The organism is Micromonospora sp. NPDC049257, from assembly GCF_040678915.1.
Taxonomy (GTDB): domain Bacteria; phylum Actinomycetota; class Actinomycetes; order Mycobacteriales; family Micromonosporaceae; genus Micromonospora; species Micromonospora antibiotica.
On the sequence record NZ_JBFAQU010000003.1, the window covers coordinates 390,872 to 409,204 of the forward strand.

At 75.1% G+C, this 18,333-nt stretch carries 13 protein-coding genes and 1 pseudogene; 5 read left to right on the forward strand and 9 right to left on the reverse strand.

What is annotated here, in order from left to right:
• Positions 1 to 56: 56 nt before the first annotated feature.
• Genes AB0K25_RS08090 through AB0K25_RS08100 form a run of 3 tightly spaced genes read right to left on the reverse strand, consistent with a single transcriptional unit; the run spans position 57 to position 3,458 of the window.
• Positions 57 to 1,505 carry an aminotransferase class V-fold PLP-dependent enzyme gene (locus AB0K25_RS08090; protein ID WP_357537917.1) on the reverse strand — a complete coding sequence of 483 codons (1,449 nt, stop codon included), beginning with the start codon at positions 1,503 to 1,505 and terminating at the stop codon, positions 57 to 59.
• Positions 1,502 to 3,112 (reverse strand): MFS transporter, encoded by a 1,611-nt coding sequence (locus AB0K25_RS08095; RefSeq protein WP_357537919.1) that lies wholly within the window; start codon positions 3,110 to 3,112, stop codon positions 1,502 to 1,504. The genes AB0K25_RS08090 and AB0K25_RS08095 overlap by 4 nt, the downstream gene beginning before the upstream one ends.
• A 31-nt stretch (positions 3,113 to 3,143) precedes the next feature.
• On the reverse strand, positions 3,144 to 3,458 hold the full coding sequence (locus AB0K25_RS08100) for an MGMT family protein (RefSeq protein ID WP_088644748.1): 315 nt from the start codon (positions 3,456 to 3,458) through the stop codon (positions 3,144 to 3,146).
• Between the two features lie 13 nt (positions 3,459 to 3,471).
• Between AB0K25_RS08100 and proB the strand changes: the two genes are divergently transcribed.
• Both proB and AB0K25_RS08110 read left to right on the forward strand, forming a co-directional pair.
• The gene (gene proB / locus AB0K25_RS08105; protein ID WP_357537921.1) at positions 3,472 to 4,629 is read left to right on the forward strand and encodes a glutamate 5-kinase; all 1,158 of its coding nucleotides are present in this window, start codon (positions 3,472 to 3,474) and stop codon (positions 4,627 to 4,629) included.
• 49 nt (positions 4,630 to 4,678) lie between these two features.
• Complete coding sequence (locus AB0K25_RS08110) at positions 4,679 to 5,920, forward strand: glutamate-5-semialdehyde dehydrogenase (protein ID WP_219464803.1); 1,242 nt, start codon at positions 4,679 to 4,681, stop codon at positions 5,918 to 5,920.
• Positions 5,921 to 5,985: 65 nt separating this feature from the next.
• Here AB0K25_RS08110 and AB0K25_RS08115 read toward each other — a convergent pair whose 3' ends face one another.
• From AB0K25_RS08115 to AB0K25_RS08140, 6 genes and pseudogenes are all read right to left on the reverse strand, one after another.
• Positions 5,986 to 6,915, reverse strand: coding sequence for a prenyltransferase/squalene oxidase repeat-containing protein (locus tag AB0K25_RS08115; RefSeq protein WP_219464805.1), 930 nt, complete (start codon positions 6,913 to 6,915; stop codon positions 5,986 to 5,988).
• A 93-nt stretch (positions 6,916 to 7,008) separates the two neighbouring features.
• Complete coding sequence (gene moeZ, locus AB0K25_RS08120) at positions 7,009 to 8,190, reverse strand: adenylyltransferase/sulfurtransferase MoeZ (RefSeq protein WP_219464807.1); 1,182 nt, start codon at positions 8,188 to 8,190, stop codon at positions 7,009 to 7,011.
• Between the two features lie 110 nt (positions 8,191 to 8,300).
• Positions 8,301 to 9,263 (reverse strand): DUF3152 domain-containing protein, encoded by a 963-nt coding sequence (locus AB0K25_RS08125; protein ID WP_363819155.1) that lies wholly within the window; start codon positions 9,261 to 9,263, stop codon positions 8,301 to 8,303.
• Between the two features lie 97 nt (positions 9,264 to 9,360).
• The gene (locus AB0K25_RS08130; protein WP_219464809.1) at positions 9,361 to 10,356 is read right to left on the reverse strand and encodes a DUF3152 domain-containing protein; all 996 of its coding nucleotides are present in this window, start codon (positions 10,354 to 10,356) and stop codon (positions 9,361 to 9,363) included.
• 209 nt (positions 10,357 to 10,565) lie between these two features.
• Positions 10,566 to 11,501, reverse strand: a pseudogene (locus tag AB0K25_RS08135) (alpha/beta hydrolase); the annotation flags it as partial.
• Between the two features lie 45 nt (positions 11,502 to 11,546).
• Positions 11,547 to 15,059, reverse strand: a complete 3,513-nt coding sequence (locus tag AB0K25_RS08140; protein ID WP_363819158.1) for a hypothetical protein — start codon at positions 15,057 to 15,059, stop codon at positions 11,547 to 11,549.
• A gap of 148 nt (positions 15,060 to 15,207) precedes the next feature.
• On the opposite strand from AB0K25_RS08140, the gene AB0K25_RS08145 reads away from it, so the two are divergent.
• The 3 genes from AB0K25_RS08145 (at position 15,208) to AB0K25_RS08155 (ending at position 18,268) form a co-directional block, all read left to right on the forward strand.
• A complete protein-coding gene (locus tag AB0K25_RS08145; protein WP_208568268.1) occupies positions 15,208 to 15,846 on the forward strand; it encodes a TetR/AcrR family transcriptional regulator in 639 nt (212 codons plus the stop codon).
• Positions 15,847 to 15,911: 65 nt separating this feature from the next.
• The gene (locus AB0K25_RS08150; RefSeq protein WP_091242202.1) at positions 15,912 to 16,139 is read left to right on the forward strand and encodes a DUF3107 domain-containing protein; all 228 of its coding nucleotides are present in this window, start codon (positions 15,912 to 15,914) and stop codon (positions 16,137 to 16,139) included.
• 380 nt (positions 16,140 to 16,519) lie between these two features.
• Complete coding sequence (locus AB0K25_RS08155; RefSeq protein ID WP_219464811.1) at positions 16,520 to 18,268, forward strand: DEAD/DEAH box helicase; 1,749 nt, start codon at positions 16,520 to 16,522, stop codon at positions 18,266 to 18,268.
• Positions 18,269 to 18,333: the final 65 nt, after the last annotated feature.

Here is an 18,333-nt window from a genome sequence, read left to right on the forward strand (position 1 = left end):
AGTGGATCAGACGGGCTCGGGGCGTTCCGGGGGCTGCGGAGGCAGCCCCCGGACCGTCACCAGGTGGGGCGTTGCAGCAGGCCGACGAACTCCACCAGCAGGCATTCGCGCAACGCGGCGGGGGCGGCGTCGAGCAGGGTGTTCACCATCGCCATCCGGTCCGGCGGTCCGGCACCCAGCCCGAGGCCGGCGGCGAGCCCCCCGATCAGTTCCGGGGTGAGCGTCTGCGGGGTCAGCGATCCGGCCAGGGCGACCAGTTCGGCCGGCAGCTCGACCGGCCCGGCCTGGCGGGCGGCGGCCACCGCGGCGGCCAGGTCCGGGCCGAACTCGGCCACCCGGGGGGCCACCGAGGCGGTCACCGTGAGGTGCACGCTGGCGGGCAGGTCGGCGTACCGCAGCTGGGGTTGGGTGTGCCAGCCCCGGGCGGTCAGCTCGTCGACCAGGATGAACAGGTCGAGCGCCGGGTCGGTGCTGGTGAAGCAGACCACGGTGGACTCCGGTTCGGCCATCAGCCGCAACCCGTCGACCCCGCGTACGGCGGCGGCCAGGGTGTCGACCGCGTCCCGGGTGGTTGCGGCCAACCGCAGGTAGCCGTCGTCGCCGAGGTGCCGCAGGGTGGCGTACGCGGCGGCGATCGGGCCACCCGAGCGGGTGGAGGCGAGCACCGGGTTGACCATGGTGTAGCCGGGCCAGCCGGCGTACGCGAAGAACTGCGGGGAGCGCAGCGTCGCGTCCCGGTGCAGCAGCACCGACACCCCCTTCGGGGCGTACGCGTACTTGTGCAGGTCGACGGAGATCGAGGTGACCCCGTCGACGGTGAAGTCGAACGGTGGCACCGGCACGCCGAGGCGACGCAGGTAGGGCAGGGTCCAGCCGCCGAAGCAGGCGTCCACGTGGCAACGCACCCCGGCCGCCGCCGCCACCTGCGCGATCCCGGCCACCGGGTCGATCACCCCGTGCGCGTACGACGGGGCGGAGCAGGCCACCAGCACCGTCTCCGGGCGGATCGCGGTGGCCACGTCGGCGACCGACGGGCGCAGGGTGACCGGGTCGACGGGAACCGTGTCCAGGGTGACCCGGAGCAGGTGGGCGGCCTTGGCGAAGGCGGCGTGCCCGCTGGCCGGCACCACGATCCGGGGTGCGGTCAGCTCCGGGTGGGCGTCCCGGGCGGCCTTGACGGCCAGGATCAGCGACTCGGTCCCGCCGCTGGTGACGCTGCCGACCACGTCCGGCGCGGCGCTGCCCGGTCCGCCGCCGAGCAGCCCGCCGGCTGCCCCGACGAGCCAGTTCTCCATCGCCAGCAGGGACGGAAAGGCGGTCGGATCGAGCCCGTTGACGTGGGCGCTCTCCGCGTGGGCCGCCGCCCCCAACGCGTCGAGCCCGCCGACGCCCGGGTCGTACACGTAGGCGAACAACCGCCCCCCGTGCACCGGCCGATCCCCCGCCCTGAGCTGCCGAATCTCGTCCAGCACCCGCTCGGCAGGCACCCCGTTCTTGTCGATCATGGACTTGTGGTGGCCTTTCCGTAGGTTTTCGCGGCTTTCGCCCCCGCCACAACTCCATGATCGACGAGGTGGGTGGGGGCGGGAGGTGGGGGGAGGTGGTAGGGGTGGGGGCGGAGGAGGAGGGTGGCGGGGGCGATGAGGAGGGCCGGGACGAGGGTGAAGCCCAGGAGGACGCCCAAGCGGGCGGTGGGGGTCTGGGGGGCGGCGGTGCCGGTGGCTGAGGAGACGTAGCCGGAGAAGGCCAGGACCAGGCCGTAGAGGCCGGGGCCGAGGGCCAGACCGAAGGTCTCTCCAGCGGTCCACAGGCCGGTGAAGACGCCAGCCTGTCGGCGACCGGTGCGCGCGGTCGAGGCGGCCACACAGTCGGGCAGCAGCGCCAGCGCGAAGACCTGCTGCCCGGCGTACCCGACGCCGAGGAGCGCGACCACCGCGTAGACGGCGGCGGCGGGCAGCACCGGCGCGGCCACGAGCGTCGCCGCACCGGCGGCCAGCAGCAGCGAGGCGGCGACCAGCGCGGTCTTCTTGCCCAGGCGCGTGCCGAGCCGGGTCCACAGCGGCATCACCAGCAACGCCGGCCCGACGAAGCAGGCGAACAGCACGGTGGGCCCGGTGGTCGGGTCCCGCAGGATCTGGGCCGCGAAGTAGCTGACCCCGGCCAGGATGGTCGCCACCCCGGCGGACTGGATCACGAAGCAGAGCAGCAGCGCCCGGAACGGCCGGTCCGCGGCGACCACCGCGAGTTGGGCGCGAAGCGTCGGCTCGGTGGCGGTCACCGTGCCGGTCGCCGCCGACCGGGTGCCGAGGAACGCGCCGAGCGCGCCGAGCGCGATCAGCGCGGCGACGAACACCCCCATCCAGCGGTGCCCGGCCACCCCCTCGCCACCGGCGGTCACCACCATCGGGGCCACCGCCCCGGAGATCAGGATGGCCAGCGCCAGCACCGCGACCCGCCAGCCCATCAGCCGGGTACGCTCCGCCGCGTCGTCGGTCAGCTCGGCGGGCATCGCCACGTACGGAACCTGGAAGAAGGCGAACGCGGTGGCGGTGGCGAGGAACGCGACGGCCACGTACGCCCCGGCGGCCGGCCCGACGCCGAAGGGCGCGGCGAAGATGGCGGCGAAGAGCACCGCCAGGGCGATCCCGGCACCGAGCAGCCACGGCCGGCGTGGCCCCCACCGGGAGCGGGTCCGGTCGGAGATGCGCCCGGCGACCGGGTTGACCAGCACGTCCCATGCCTTGGGCAACAGCACCAGCAGGGCGGCCAGCCCGGCGGCCACCCCGAGCGTGTCGGTCAGGTAGGGCAGCAGCAGCAACCCGGGCACCGTGCCGAACGCCCCGGTGGCCAACGAACCGAGCGCGTAGCCGGCATGCACCCGACGCGGCAACCCGACCCCGTCGGCACCGGCCGACCGGGCCGACCCGCCGGCCGACTCGGACACCCCGGCAGCTGGCGCGGGCAGGCCGCCGGCCGACGCAGATACCCCGGCGGCCGACGCGGACACCCCGCTGGCCGACGCGGGCAGGCCGGCGGCCGACGCGGACACCCCGGGGACCGGCGCGGGCAGGCCGGCGGGTGGGGAGCCGGGCTCGGCCGGTGGCACGTCCATGCGGCCGAATGCTACTCACGTTACCGCCTGGTCACCGCCCCTCATCCGGCCACCATTTGGCGGCATCCAGATCCACCCCGGCACCCCGCAACGGGCAGCCCTCGGCGCGCAGCAGGGCCCGCGCCCGCACCTCGTGCCCGGGTGGCAGCCGACCCGCCGCGTTCACCACCCGGTGCCAGGGCACCCCGCCGCCGTGCCGGGCCATGATCGAGCCGACCAGCCGGGCCGAGGCCCGCCCGGACCGCTCGGCCAGCGCGTCGGCGATCGCCCCGTAGGACATCACCCGGCCCGGCGGTATCCGCTCGACCAGCGCGAGCACCGCCTCCACGTACTCCTCAGGCGTCACGACCGGCCAGGATATGGGAACGCGGCGGGGTCCGTCGGGACCGACCACGCAGAATGGGCGGGTGCGTGAAGCAGTCACCCAGGCCCGGCGGATCGTCGTCAAGATCGGTTCGTCCTCGCTGACCACCGCCACCGGCGGCCTGGACGAGACCCGGGTGGACACCCTGGTGGACGCCCTCGCCGCGCTCGCCGCCGCCGGCCGCGAGGTGGTGCTGGTCTCCTCCGGGGCGATCGCCGCCGGGCTCGCCCCGCTCGGGCTGCCCCGCCGCCCGCGTGACCTGGCCACCCAGCAGGCCGCCGCCAGCGTCGGCCAGGGCCTGCTGATCGGCCGGTACGCGGCCGGTTTCGCCAGGCACCGGCTCACCGTCGGGCAGGTCCTGCTCACCGTCGACGACGTGACCCGGCGGGCGCACTACCGCAACGCGTACCGGACCCTGCGCAAGCTGCTCGACCTGCGGGCGGTGCCGATCGTCAACGAGAACGACACGGTCGCCACCCAGGAGATCCGGTTCGGCGACAACGACCGGCTGGCCGCCCTGGTCGCCGCCCTGGTCGACGCCGACCTGCTGGTGCTGCTCTCCGACGTCGACGCGTTGTGGACCGGCGACCCGACCCGCCCCGGCAGCACCCGGATCACCGAGGTACGCGGCGAGGCCGACCTGGCCGGCGTCGACATCGGCGGGACCGGCCGGGCCGGGGTCGGCACCGGCGGCATGGTCACCAAGGTGGAAGCGGCCCGGATCGCCACCGGCTTCGGCATCCCGGTGGTGCTGACCGCCGCCCCGCTGGCCGGCGACGCGCTGGCCGGGCAACCGGTGGGCACGTTCTTCCACCCGGCCCGGCGACGCCCGGCGGCCCGGCTGTTCTGGCTGGCGCACGCCACCGCCCCCCGGGGGCGGCTGCACCTCGACCCGGGCGCGGTGCAGGCCGTGGTGGGCCGGCGCAAGTCGCTGCTGCCGGCCGGGATCACCGCCGTGGACGGCACCTTCACCGCAGGCGACCCGGTGGACCTGGTGGACGTCGACGGGGCGTCGGTGGCCCGGGGACTGGTCAACTACGACGCGGTGGAGCTGCCCGGCCTGCTCGGCCGGTCCACCGGGGAACTCGCTGCGGCGCTCGGCCCGGCGTACGAACGTGAGGTCGTCCACCGCGACGACCTGGTGCTGCTGTGACGTCAGGCGTCCCGCACGGGCGCCTCCGGAAGATCCGAAGGAGTACGCAATGAGCGTCGTCGAGCAGGCCCGGCGGGCCCGGGACGCGGCGGAGGCCCTCGCCGTGGCCACCCGTACGGTCAAGGATGGCGCGCTGCACGCGATGGCCGACGCGCTGGTGGCGCGTACGCCGGAGATCCTCACCGCGAACGCGGCGGACCTGGCGGCCGGGCGGGAGGCGGGGCTGAGCGCGGCCGTGCTGGACCGGCTCGCCCTCGACGCGGGTCGGGTGGCCGGCATCGCCGACGCGCTGCGCGAGATGGCCGCACTGCCCGACCCGGTGGGCGAGGTGGTCCGGGGTTCGACCCTGCCCAACGGGCTGGAGCTGCGGCAGGTGCGGGTGCCGTTCGGGGTGGTCGGCATCATCTACGAGGCCCGGCCGAACGTGACGGTGGACGCGGCCGGCATCTGCCTGAAGTCCGGCAACGCGGCGCTGCTGCGCGGGTCGTCCTCGGCCGCGCACTCCAACGCGGCGTTGGTGGCGGTGCTGCGTGACGCGGTCGCCGGGGCGGGGCTGCCGGCCGACGCGGTGCAGTTGCTCGACGCCGGCTCCCGGGAGTCGGTCAAGGAGCTGATGCGGGCCCGGGGCCTGGTCGACGTGCTGATCCCGCGCGGTGGCGCGTCGCTGATCCGCACCGTGGTCGAGGAGTCGACGGTGCCGGTGATCGAGACCGGGGTGGGTAACTGCCACGTCTACGTGGACGCCGCCGCCGACCAGGCCAAGGCGGTGGCGATCGCCCTGAACGCCAAGACCCAGCGGCTGAGCACCTGCAACACCGCCGAGTCGCTGCTGGTGCACGCCGACGTCGCCGACGCGTTCCTGCCGGTCGTGCTGGCCGCGTTCGCCGAGGCCGGGGTGACCGTGCACGGCTCCCCCGAGGTCGTCGCCCACTCCCCCGCCGTGGTGCCGGCCACCGACGAGGACTTCGCCACCGAATACCTCAGCGCGGACATCTCCGTCGCCGTGGTCGACTCGCTCGACGCGGCGGTCGCGCACATCCGCCGCTACGGCACCGGGCATACCGAGGCGATCGTCACCGACTCGCAGGCCGCCGCCCGGGAGTTCGTGGCCCGGGTCGACGCGGCGGCGGTGATGGTCAACGCCTCCACCCGGTTCACCGACGGCGGCGAGTTCGGCTTCGGTGCGGAGATCGGCATCTCCACCCAGAAGCTGCACGCCCGGGGGCCGATGGGGCTGCCCGAGCTGACCTCCACCAAGTACGTGGTGACCGGCGACGGTCACCTGCGCTGAGCGGACCGCCCCGGCCCGGCTACGCCCGGGGCGGTCGCCCGCAGCCGGGCGCTGCGGGCCCGGGGTCACCAGGTGCCGGGCTCGTCGTCGGTCGGCGGGACCACGCGGGCCCGGCGCACCACCGGTGAGCCCGGCGGGGCGACCGGTGAGCCCGGCGGCAGGACCGGCCCGATCGGCCGGCAGGCACGGATCGCGGTCAGCGTGGTGTGCACGTCGAACTGGTGGCCGTCGTCGCTGTCCCAGCCGCCGTCGCTGCGCTGGGTCTCGGCGAGCCGCCTGCGGGCCGACACCAGCACCCACTGCTCCTCGCCCACCTCCACCCGGCGCAGGGTGGCGGCCAGCGCGGCGGTGTCCGCCGGGGACAGCTGCGGCATCCGTTCGGCCAGCACCGCCTGGATCCGGGCCGACTCGTAGTAGAGCTGCTGGCGGTGCAGCACCGCCGCGCTCAGCCAGCCGGCGGCGAGGAAGGACGGCCAACTGCCGTCCGGGGCGAGCTGCCCGGCCAGGGCCTGCGCCGCCGCCTGCACCACCCCGGCGTACGCGCCGCCGACGCGGTTGTCCAGCGGGCCCGCGGCACGGGCGTCCCGACCGGCGACGCTGAGCCAGAACGCGGCGTTGGCCGAGAGGTAGAGCCGGGCCTCCGGGTCACCCGGGGTGGCCCACTCGGGGGCGCTACCGGCCAGCCGCGGGTCCTCGTCCCAGCCACCGTCGGGCAGTTGCCGGGCGGCCAGCCAGTCCAGGGCGTGCCGGGCGGCGGGCCGGCCGAGCGCGCCGAGATCGTCCAGTTCGGCCAGGCGGAAACAGGTGGCGTCGATGGACGGGACCTCACCGCCGAGCACCGCCGGCCAGCCGCCGTCCACGGTCTGCCCGACCTCGGCCGCGTCGAGCAGGTCGGGGGGCACGGGCGCACCGGTGCGCAGCCGGGACAGCCGGGCGCGGTCCACCGCGTCACCGTGCGCCACGACGAAACCTATCGCCGCATCCAAGTCCACCACGGCGCAGACGCTACCGGCGCGGACGCGATCCCGCCTCGGGGAATCGGTCGGGGCCGGGGGCGGTTCGTCGCCGCCCCCGGCCCCGGTCACCGGTCAGTACGCGGGCAGCGAGGGATCGATCTGCTTGATCCAGGAGAGCACCCCGCCCTGGACGTGCACCGCGTCGCGGAACCCGGCGGCCTTCAGCGCGGCGAGCGCCTCGGCCGAGCGGACCCCGGACTTGCAGTGCAGCACGACCTGCTTGTCCTGCGGGAGCTTCGCCAGCGCCTCACCGGAGATGATCTCGCCCTTGGGGATCAGGGTGGAGCCGGGAATCCGGACGATCTCGTACTCGGCGGGCTCCCGGACGTCGACCAGGAAGATGTCCTTGCCGGCGTCCTGCCACTCCTTGAGCTCGGTGGCGGTGATGGTCGAGTCGACGATCGCCTCCTGGGCCGCCTCGGAGACCGCGCCGCAGAAGTCCTCGTAGTCCTCCAGCAGGTCGGTGACCGTGGGGTTCTCGCCGCAGAGCACGCAGTTCGGGTCCTTGCGGATCTTGATCTTGCGGTATTCCATCTCCAGCGCGTCGTAGACCATCAGCCGGCCGACCAGCGGCTCGCCGATCCCGGCGAGCAGCTTGATCGCCTCGTTGACCTGGATCGAGCCGATCGACGCGCAGAGCACGCCGAGCACGCCACCCTCGGCGCAGGACGGCACCATGCCGGGCGGCGGGGGCTCCGGGTAGAGGCAGCGGTAGCAGGGGCCGTGCTCGGCCCAGAAGACCGACGCCTGACCGTCGAACCGGTAGATCGACCCCCAGACGTACGGCTTGCCGAGCAGCACCGCCGCGTCGTTGACCATGTAGCGGGTGGCGAAGTTGTCGGTGCCGTCGACGATCAGGTCGTACCGGGCGAAGATGTCCCGGACGTTCTCCCGGTCGAGGGCGGTGTTGTGGATCTCCACCTGGACCAGCGGGTTGATCTCGCGGATCGACGCGGCGGCGGACTCGGCCTTGGACCGGCCGATGTCGGAGACCCCGTGGATGATCTGGCGCTGGAGGTTGGACTCGTCGACGGTGTCGAAGTCGATGATGCCGAGCGTCCCGACCCCGGCGGCGGCCAGGTACATCAGGGCCGGCGAGCCGAGACCACCGGCACCCACACAGAGCACCCGGGCGTTCTTCAACCGCTTCTGCCCCTCGACCCCCACATCGGGGATGATCAGGTGACGGGAGTAACGACGGATCTCGTCAACGGTCAGCTCGGCGGCGGGTTCGACGAGCGGGGGCAACGACACGGTGGACTCCCCGGTGATCGGCTGATGGCGAACCGAGCCATTGTCGCTCGGCCGACCACCCCTCGGCCATGAGCAGTGACACCCCGTCCGACATACGGGAGGGGAATAACTCAGGCGCCGGGGATCAGCTCGCCCGAGTAGCGGGAGCCGTCGACGTACGGCCAGGCGTTGGCCACGCAGCCGTCCAGCCCGTACGTCTGCTGCTGCATCACCGGGGCCGGCTCGCCGACCCCGGGGCAGGCCTGGTGCTCCTCGCCGAGTTCGTGCCCCACCTCGTGGTTGACCACGTACGTCCGGTAGACCGACAGCGGCGCCCCGTAGTCCGGCACGGCGTCCATCCAGCGGGCCAGGTTGATGACCACCCGACCGGGCAGCCGGCAGGAGGTGTAGCCCTCGGTGTCCAGCCCACCTTCCGCGCAGATCCGCTCGGAGGTGGCCGGGGTGGCGAGATAGATGGTGAAGTCGGCGGCGGCCACCTCCGGCACCCGCTGGAACCGCAGTTCGCCGGAGCGGATCCAGCTGTTCGGGTCACCCAGGGTGGCGTCCACGGCGGCGGCGAACGCGTCCACGTCCTGACCGGTGCCCTGTTCCACCTCGATCCGGTAGCGGTGCAGCGGGCCGTCGGAGCCGTACACCTCGGAGCGGCCGTCTGCGGCGGTGAAGCGCCCGGGTCCGCTGCGCGGGTAGCCGGTGGGGGGTTGCCCGCCGTCGGGTCCACCGGTCGGTCGTCCACCGCCCGTCCCGTCGGCCAGCCGCCCGGCGACCGGCGCGGGGTCTCCCTGGGGGTCGTCCGGGTAGAGGCCGACGAACCCGCCCGCGCCGAGCAGGACCAGGCCGAGCAGCACGGCCCGGCGACGCCGACGCCGCAACCGACGACTGCGGTACGACCCTCTCCGCCCCTCCGTGGTGTGGCTCGGCCCGCCGTGGCTCGGCCCGCCGCGGCTCGGCTCGGTGCGCGGGTCGCGGTGGCGCTGGTCGGCGGGCTGCGACGCGGTGCGGTCGCATGGGCGTGGGTCGGGTGGGCCGGCGGCCGGCGGCTCCGGACGCCCGGCGGAGTCGGTCGGGGTGGTCACCCGTCCAGCATGGCAGACTAATCGGGCATATCAGCGTTATTGCCACTTCTTACGAGAGGATGTTTCACATCCACCGGAACGACCCGCCCCGGCGGGTTCAGCGCGCCGGGCCGGCGTACCGACGCCCACCCAGGTACGGCCACGGGTTCGCCGTGCACCCCCGCAGGAACAACGACTGCTGCTGCATCACCGGCGCCGGCCGGCCCACCCCCGGGCACCCCTCGTGGCGGTGCCCCAACTGGTGCCCCACCTCGTGGTTCACCACGTACGTCCGGTAGAGCGCCAACGGCACCCCGGCCCGGACGAAGTGCGGCACCGACGTCCGCCACCGGTCCAGGTTGACGATCACCTTCCCCGGCGCGCGGCACGACGTGAACGGCACCCCACCGACCCGGATGTCCACCCCACCGGCCCGGCACAACCGACCCGCCGTGTTCCGGGTCGCCAACTGGACCGTGAAGTCGTACGGCGCGTCCCCCGGCACCCGGCGCAGCCGCAACCGCCCGCCGTCCACCCAGCTACCCGGCCCGGCCAGCGCCGCCTGCACCTGGTCGGAGAAGTCCCGGACGTCCTCACCGGAGCCGACCTCCACGGCCACCCGGTACCGCCGCAGCACACCGGACCGGCCCAGCGTCGCCCCGGCCCGGTCGTCGTAGGCGAAGGTGCCCCGGCCCGTCGCCGGGACCGGCCCGGACAACGCCAACGGCGGCACGGCCGTGGTCGGGCCACCCACGCCGGCCTGCTCCGCCGACGGCACCGCGACCGGCGGCACCGGCCCGGCCGCACCCTGCGGACCCGCACCGTCGGCGGGCCCGGCCCGCCCGAAGTCGCCGGCCGACCCCACGGCGTCCGACGCGTTACCGGTCGCGGCCGACCCGCCGGGTGGCACCACCGGCCGGGCGACCAACCGACCGGTGCCCGACCCCGCACCCGTGGTCACCGCCAGCCCGCCGGAGACCACCACCAACAGCAGCACGGTCGCCGACAGCGCCGGACGCGACCGGCCGGTGAAGACGAACGGACGGCGCAGGACCGTCCCGGGGCGGCGGATGCCACGGGCCCATCGCAGGCCGTGGCGCAGGAGGGCAGTCATCCGGGTCAGGATGCCACCCCGGGCCGCCACGCCACGTCACCACCGAACTCCGGCGCGTCGCCCCCGCCGAACTCAAGCGCGGCACCCGCACCGGCCGACGGCACGTCCGCCCCACCGCCGGTCGTCGGCACCGCGTCCCCGGCAGACGTCGGGTCCGCACCGCCGGCCGGTGGCCTGCCGGGCCGGGCGGGCGGCGGGGCCCCCGCCGTCTCGGCGAGCAGGTGCAGCACGGCGCGGGCCACCGTACGCGGCACCTCCAACTGGGCCACGTGCCCGACGCCGGCCAGCATCATCAACCGGCTGTCCGGGATGATCCGGGCGGTCTGCGGGGCCACCCGGACGTCCACCAGCCGGTCCTTCATGCCCCCCACCACCAGGGTGGGCGCCTCGATCGCGGCGGCGATCCGCCACAGCGACCCCGGCCCCGGCAGGTACGACCGCAGGAAGCTGGCCACCAGCCCCCGGAACGTCCGGACGTACGCGGCGGCGTAGTGCGTCGCCTCGTAGCGGACCCGGATCTCCTCCAGCGCCTCCTGCCGGCGCTGGTCGCTGATCCGGCTCAGGTCGGCCACGCACGCCTCCATCGCCTGCCGGGCCATCACCTCCGGGGCGAGCTGGGCGAGCCGCCACGCAGCCAACCGCTCCCCCCGCGGGATGGCCAGCAGCGGCAGCATCCGCCCCTGCAACGAACGCCCGAAGTTCAGGAACGGTAGGGCCGGCGAGATCAGCGTCAGGGTCCGCACCAGGTCCGGCCGGCGACCGGCGACGTACACCGAGACCGCCCCGCCCAACGAGTTGCCGAACAGGTGCACCGGGCCCCGGCCGGAGTGCTCGATCCAGCGCACCACCCGGTCGGCGAACGCCGGGATGGTGTAGCGCAGCCCCGGCTCGCTGCGCCCGAAACCGGGCAGGTCGATCGCCTGCCCGTCGAGGCGGCCGGCGAGCAGGCCGGCGAGGTCCGTCCAGTTCTGCGACGAACCACCCAGCCCGTGCACGTACAGCGCCGGTTCCGCGTCCGGCCCGGTGGCCGGGGTGTCCCGGACGTAGGTGACCGTGCCGTCGAGGCGTACCGCCCGGCCGGGCCACGGTGGGGGCAGCCGGTGCGGGGGCAGGTGCTCCTCGGGCCAGAGGGCGGCGCGCTTCATACCGGCAGTGTTACCGCCCCGACCCCTCGCCGACAACGTGCCAGGTCAGGCGAGCAACGCTTCGAGGCGTCGGTTGACCGCCGCCAGGGTCGCCCGGACCACCGCCTGACGCGGATCACCGGCGACCAGCGCCGACCCCGCCAACTGCTCCACCCAGCCGTCGCAGACCAGCAGCACCACCACGGTCGCCACCTCGCAGTTGCCGAACGGCACCACGGCGGCGTGCTCGACGAAGCAACGTCCCCGCTCGGCGGTGCGCTCGGCGTGGCGCAGCAACTCGTCCACGGCCGCCGCGGCGGCCACCGCGCACAGCCGCAGCACGTACCCGTCCACGGCCGGCCCGGTGGCGTGACCGGCGGCCGGCTCACCAGCGGTGAGCAGGCGTACCTCGACGTTGGCGTCCAGGCCGAAGGTGCTCACCTGGACGTGGTCGATCACCACCCGGGGCCCCGGCACACCGCCGGTGTCCAGCGGTCGCGACGGCGCGGTCTCCGTCGTGGTCATCTGCCCACCGGAGTACGACGCGTTGAGCGTCGCCGGGCTGCCGGTCGGCACCAGCAGCGCCCCCGGGGGTGCCTCCTCCACACTGGCCCGACCCCGGTGGACGGGCTGCCGACGTCGCCGGGGCACCCCGGACGCGGTCGGCGACTCCTCGGCGGGGTGCTCCTCGCCGTCCCAGGCCGGACCGTCGGCGCGGGACACCCCGTCGGCACGGGCCGCGGCGGTCGACCGGGCCGTCGGCTCACCCGCCGGTCGGGCGGGGTCACCGACCGGGCGCTCCTCGACCGGGGACGACGCGACGACGGGCGGTGCCGCAGCGGATGGGGAGACCACCGGCGACGCGGCGGGTGGCTCGACGGCGCGGGCCCGGCCGGTCGGGGCACCGCCCCGGTTCGGATCCCGCCGGTCGGCCGGGCCGAACTCGTCACGGCCCCGGGCGTCACCCGGGCGCTCGCCGGCAGCCGGACGCGGCTCACCGGTACGCCGACGCAGCGGCGGCGGCACCGGGGCGCTGGGTTCACCGGACAGGTTCTGCGGCGCGGCGGCGAGGCCCATCCGTTCCTGGAGCAGGCGGGCCACCAGTCGGCTCACCTCCGCCGGGTCCGCCCCGTCGGACAGGTCGAGGCGCAGGCTGTGCGCCCCGGCGGGGGTACGACGCAGCGCCGCGTCCCGCACCCCGGCCACCTCCCGTACGGCGTCCAGGATCGCGTTGACGTCGAAGCCCTCGGGGCGTTCCCGCAGCGGGGCGGGCTCGTCGTCACGACGCAGGTGGGTGGCGATTCGGGCGAGCTCCGGGGTCTCTGCGGGGGGCTCCACGGCTGGCGGCTCCGGCACGACGGGCACGTCCGGTTCGGCGGGGACGCGCTGCGGCAGCACCGCCGTGCCCCGGTCCGGCTGCCGTTCGTCCACCACCGGCTCGGTGGCGGTCAGCGGGTCAGGGGCGGATCGGCGGGCCGCGTAGGGGGGAGCGCTCGTCGGGACGGGCGCGGGGGGAATCCGGTCCAGGCGGTGTGGCCCGCTCGTGGCGGGGGCACCGACGGCGGAGACGGGAGGCTCCGGCGGGTGGCCGGGAAGATCGGTGGGGGTGGCCGGCTCGGTCGGCACCGACCGGAGTCGGAACGGCTGGTCGGCGCGGCCGACGGGACGGGCGGCCGGCTCGTCGCGGGGGAGTCGGAACGGCTGGTCGGCCCGGACGGCGGGCGGCAGTCCGGTGCCCCGTTCCGGGCCGGAGGCGGCCACCGGCCCGACCGGTTCGGGCCCCGGCAGGGCCGGCACGGCGGGCGGCTCGGCCCGCGAGGCGGGCGACAGACCGGCCGGCTCGTCGCGGGGCAGGCCGGCGAACGTCTCGGGGGCCGCCGGGGGTGGGCCGGTGAACGTCTCGGGGGGTACGGGTGGCGCGTCGGCGGGCGGGCCCACCGCCCAGGGGCGTCGCTCGGCCGGTCGGTCCGGCGTGGGCGACCCCTCGATGGCGGACTCGCCGGCCGGCCGGCCGCGGTCGGGCCGCTCGACGGGCTCCGGCCAGTCCCGCCCGGACCGGTCGGTCCAGTCCCGGCCGGACCGGTCCTGCTCGGGGCGGTCGGTCCAGTCCCGCTTCACGGGGGCGGTCCAGTCCCGCTCGGAGCGCTCCGCTCGACCGCTGCGGTCCACCTGGTCCGGGAAGTCCCGCTCGGACCGGCCGGAGAAGCCGCCCTCGGGCCGGTCGGTGCGGGTCGGAAGGTCCCGCTCGGACCGGCCGGTACGCCCGGACCAGTCCCGCTCGGGCCGGTCGCGGTCGTGACCGGTGCGGTCGGACCAGTCGGGCTCGGGGTGGTCGGTGCCGGGGCGGCCCGGGGCGACCCGGTCGACGACCGGCGCGACGGGCGGCTGGTCCCGGCCGGGCCGGGCGACCACCGGCGGCGCGGGCTCCGGCAGCGCCGGTGGGGTGACCGGCTCGGAGCGGGTCAGCTCGTACGGGCGGGGCACCTCCGAGCGCACCGGCTCGTACGGCCGGGCGGGCTCGGCGCGCACCGGCTGGTAGGGGCGGGCGGGTTCGGCACGGACCGGCTCGTAGGGGCGGGCGGGCTCGGCCGACCACTCGGCCGTCCGTTCGGCGCGGGTCGGGCGGCCGGCGGGCGGCTCCTCGTCCCGTGACCAGGCGGGTGCCCAGCTGCCGCCCCAGCTGGGCCGGTTCCAGCTCGGGCCGGACCAGTCGGGCTCGTCCGGTCCGGGGGCGGGCCGACGCCCCGCAGCGGACTGCTCCCCGCTGTACTGCCCGGCACCACGCGGCTCGGTGCCGTACGGATCGGCACCACGCGGCTCGGTGCCGTACGGATCGGCACCGGGCTGCTCGGTGCCGGCGGTGGGCTCGGTGGGGGCGAACCGGCCGGCCCCGCGCGGGCCGCCCTCGGCGGGCAGCCGGTTGCTCCAGTCGCGGGGGGCGTCGGTCGGCAGCGGCCCGGCCTCGCCCCGCTCGGGGGCGTGGAAACCGGGGGGCACCTCGAACCCGGAGGCGGCGGTGCCGACCGGCGGGACCTGCACGGCCGGCGGGGCGGAGGTGGGCAGGCCACTGTCGGGCCAGTGGCCGCGCCGGGGCGCGGCGGGATCGTCCGAGGAGTGCCGGGCGGACTCGGGATCGTGCGGTGGCTCAGCCGGGGACGCCGGCCGCTGGGCCGGCACGACCAGTCGGTCACCGTCGGTGAATCCGGGGTCGTCGGCGGGGTGCCCCGGCCCGCCGGGCGGGGCGCTCACCGGGCGACGCAGCGGGGCCGGGAATTCCGGTGCCGAGTCGTGACCATTGCGGTGGGCCCGCCCGTTGCGGGGGACCTCGTCGCCGGCCGGGGGAACGGGGAACGGCGCAGGCAGGTCACCGTGCCGGGACGGCTGACCACCCCAGCCGGCGGTGGGATCGGTCCGGTTCCACGGTGAGGCCGACTCCCGGTAACCCGGGGCGTCGGTTCCGCCGGACCACCCGGTCGCAGGTGCCCACCCGTTGACGGAACGGGCCAGGTCGTCCTGCTGACCCGTACCGTCGTCATGCTCTCCCGGGGTGGCGGCACCGGGTTGCCCTGATTCACTCACCGCGCGCTCCTTGGTCGCCCCCGCTGAGGCTACCGTGTGGTGACAGTGGCGATAAGTTACAGCGGCGGGCCAATTCCGGGGCCGGGGTGAGTGCCCTGACCGGTACGGGGTAAAAGTGCCGGCTGGATGACGAAACTCGGAGGTTCCCATGACCGCTGTGGGGAACGGTGCGCAGACTACCGGCCGGCCCACCCGGCTGCCCCGCTCAGCACGCCGTAAGCAGCTACTCGCGGCGGCTCAGGAGGTGTTCGTAGCCCAGGGGTACCACGCCGCGGCGATGGACGACATCGCCGAGCGGGCCGGGGTTTCCAAGCCGGTGCTGTATCAGCACTTCCCCGGAAAGATGGATCTCTACCTGGCGCTGCTCGACACGCACTGTGACGCCATCGTCGCCAAGGTGCACGATGCGATGCGGGGCACCAACGACAACAAGGAGCGGGTCGGCGCGTCGGTGCGGGCCTACTTCGACTTCGTCGACCACGAGAGCGAGGCGTTCCGGCTCGTGTTCGAGTCGGACCTGCGCAACGATCCGGCGGTCCGGCAGCGGGTTGAGCGGGTGGAGCAGGGCTGCATCGCGGCGATCACCGACACCATCATCTCCGACACCGGGGTCAGCCGGTCGCACGCCGAACTGCTCGCCTCCGGCCTGGTCGGTGCGGCGGAGACGGCGGCCCAGTTCTGGCTGGCCGGTGGCCGGCAGGTGCCGAAGGCCGAGGCCGAGGCGCTGGTCGCGGCGTTGTCCTGGCGGGGCATCGCGAGCTTCCCGCTCCAGGGTGAGTCAGCCTGAACATCCCGCCCCGAGATCGGATAGCCTTCGGACCGGCGGCTATCTCGCCCACCTGAGGAGGCACAGTGGAGGTCAAGATCGGCGTGCAGTACGCGCCGCGCGAGCTGGTACTGGAGAGCGCGCAGTCGCCGGCCGAGATCGAGCAGATCGTGACCGACGCCTTCGCCAAGGTCGAGGGGACGCTGTCCCTGACCGACGAGAAGGGTCGACGGGTCATCGTGCCGGTCGGCAAGGTCGCCTACGTCGAGATCGCCGAGGCGTCTCCCCGTTCGGTCGGGTTCACCGTCCGCTGAACCGGTCCGGCCCCTGCGGCGGGTGATCCCGTCGCAGGCCGGGCCCGGTGGGCGGCGGGTCACCGACCGTGTCGAATCCGGTCGCCGCGCTGGCCCACCCCTGTGCCGTCGGCGTCACCGACGACATTAACGGTGACTCAGGTCACAATTCCCACCCCCGGCGAAAAGCCGTGGGTCCAGGTCAGGAGCGTGTGCCGACCTGCTCGGGTAGGATGAGGTAGTTGCCGTGGGCGCCGATCTGATCGAAGTCCTGCCCACGGCGCGCGTGCGGCCCGGTCCGGCGCGGCGATTCTCCGCCGCCGATCGCGTGGCCCGCGTCACACCGAACGCGCCCTGAGGACAAAACGGGGCGCACCACGAGAGGGCACCCCCAGATCCAGATGAGCGAACAGATTCTCGACCAACTGGAGGGCCAGGAACTGGTCCCCACCGCCCCGGTCCGCCCGGAGGCCCCCACGTTCGCCGCGCTCGGCGCGCGGCCCGAGACCGTCGAGGCCCTGGCCGCGGCGGGCATCACCCGCGCCTTCGCGATCCAGGAGTACGCCATCCCGATCGCGCTGCGCGGCACCGACATGATCGGCCAGGCCCCGACCGGCACCGGCAAGACCCTCGGCTTCGGCGTACCGCTGCTGGAGCGGGTCCTGGCGCCGGCCGAGGGCAGCGACGGCGTGCCCCAGGCGCTGGTCGTCGTACCCACCCGCGAGCTGGGCATCCAGGTCGCCAAGGACCTCGCCGCCGCCGGGCGGACCCGGGGCGTACGGGTGCTGCCGATCTACGGCGGCGTGGCCTACGAGCCGCAGATCGACGCGCTGCGCAAGGGCGTGGAGATCCTGGTCGGCACCCCCGGCCGGCTGATGGACCTGCAGAAGCAGAAGCACCTGCGGCTCGACCGGGTCCGCGCGCTCGTGCTCGACGAGGCCGACCGGATGCTCGACCTGGGCTTCCTCGACGATGTCGAGAAGATCCTGGCGATGCTGCCGGACGACCGGCAGACCATGCTCTTCTCGGCCACCATGCCGGACCCGATCGTCACCCTCTCCCGGCGGTTCCTGCGCCGGCCGGTGACGATCCACGCCGGGCACACCGCCGAGACCGGCCCGTCGCCGCAGACCCAGCAGCTGGCGTACCGCACCCACTCGATGAACAAGATCGAGATCGTGGCGCGGATCCTCCAGGCCGAGGGGCGCGGGCTCACCATGATCTTCACCCGCACCAAGCGGGCCGCCGACCGGGTCGCCGAGGATCTCGACTTCCGCGGCTTCGCGGTGGCCGCGGTGCACGGCGACCTGGGCCAGGGCGCGCGGGAACGGGCGCTGCGCGCGTTCCGGGCCGGCAAGATCGACACGCTGGTCGCCACCGACGTGGCCGCCCGGGGCATCGACGTCAGCGGCGTCACCCACGTCATCAACTACGACTGCCCCGAAGACCAGGACACTTACACCCACCGGATCGGTCGTACCGGTCGGGCCGGGGCGACCGGCGTCGCGGTCACCTTCGTCGACTGGGACGACATGCCCCGGTGGCGGATCATCGACAAGACGCTCGGCCTGGACATGCCGGAGCCGCCGGAGACCTACCACACCTCCCCGCATCTCTACACCGACCTGGACATCTCCGCCGAGATGACCGGCACCCTGCCGACCGCCGAGCGGACCCGGGCCGGGCTCTCCGCCGAGGTCGAGGAGGACCTCGGTGGCCGTTCCCGCCGGGGTGAGAGCGGCGGCGGCCGGGGCTCCCGACGCGGCGAGGGCCGAGGCCGCGGTGACAGCGGCGGTCGGGGCGCCACCGGCGGTCGCGGCGAGGGCCGACGGGGCCGCCCCGACACCGATGCGCCGGGCGCCACCGAGACGCCCGTGGAGTCCACCGACGAAGGCCCCCGTACCCCGCGCCACCGGCGTCGCCGCCGGGCCGGCGAGGTCGTCGTGGGCGAGCCGACCACCGTGACCGGTGGGGAGTCCACCGACACCCCGACGGGTACGGCGGGCGAGCCGGCCGCCGCAGCCTCCGAGCCGGCAGTCGCAGCCTCCGGGCCGGCCGGCGAGGGCGAGTCGACCCGGCCCCGTCGTCGGCGGCGTCGCCGTGGTGGCGGTTCCGGCACGGACACGCCGGCCGAGGCCACCGCCGACTGACTGGCACCACCGACATCCCCCGGCCCGTACGGACGGCCCGGGGGATGTCGCGTGTCCGCCCGGTC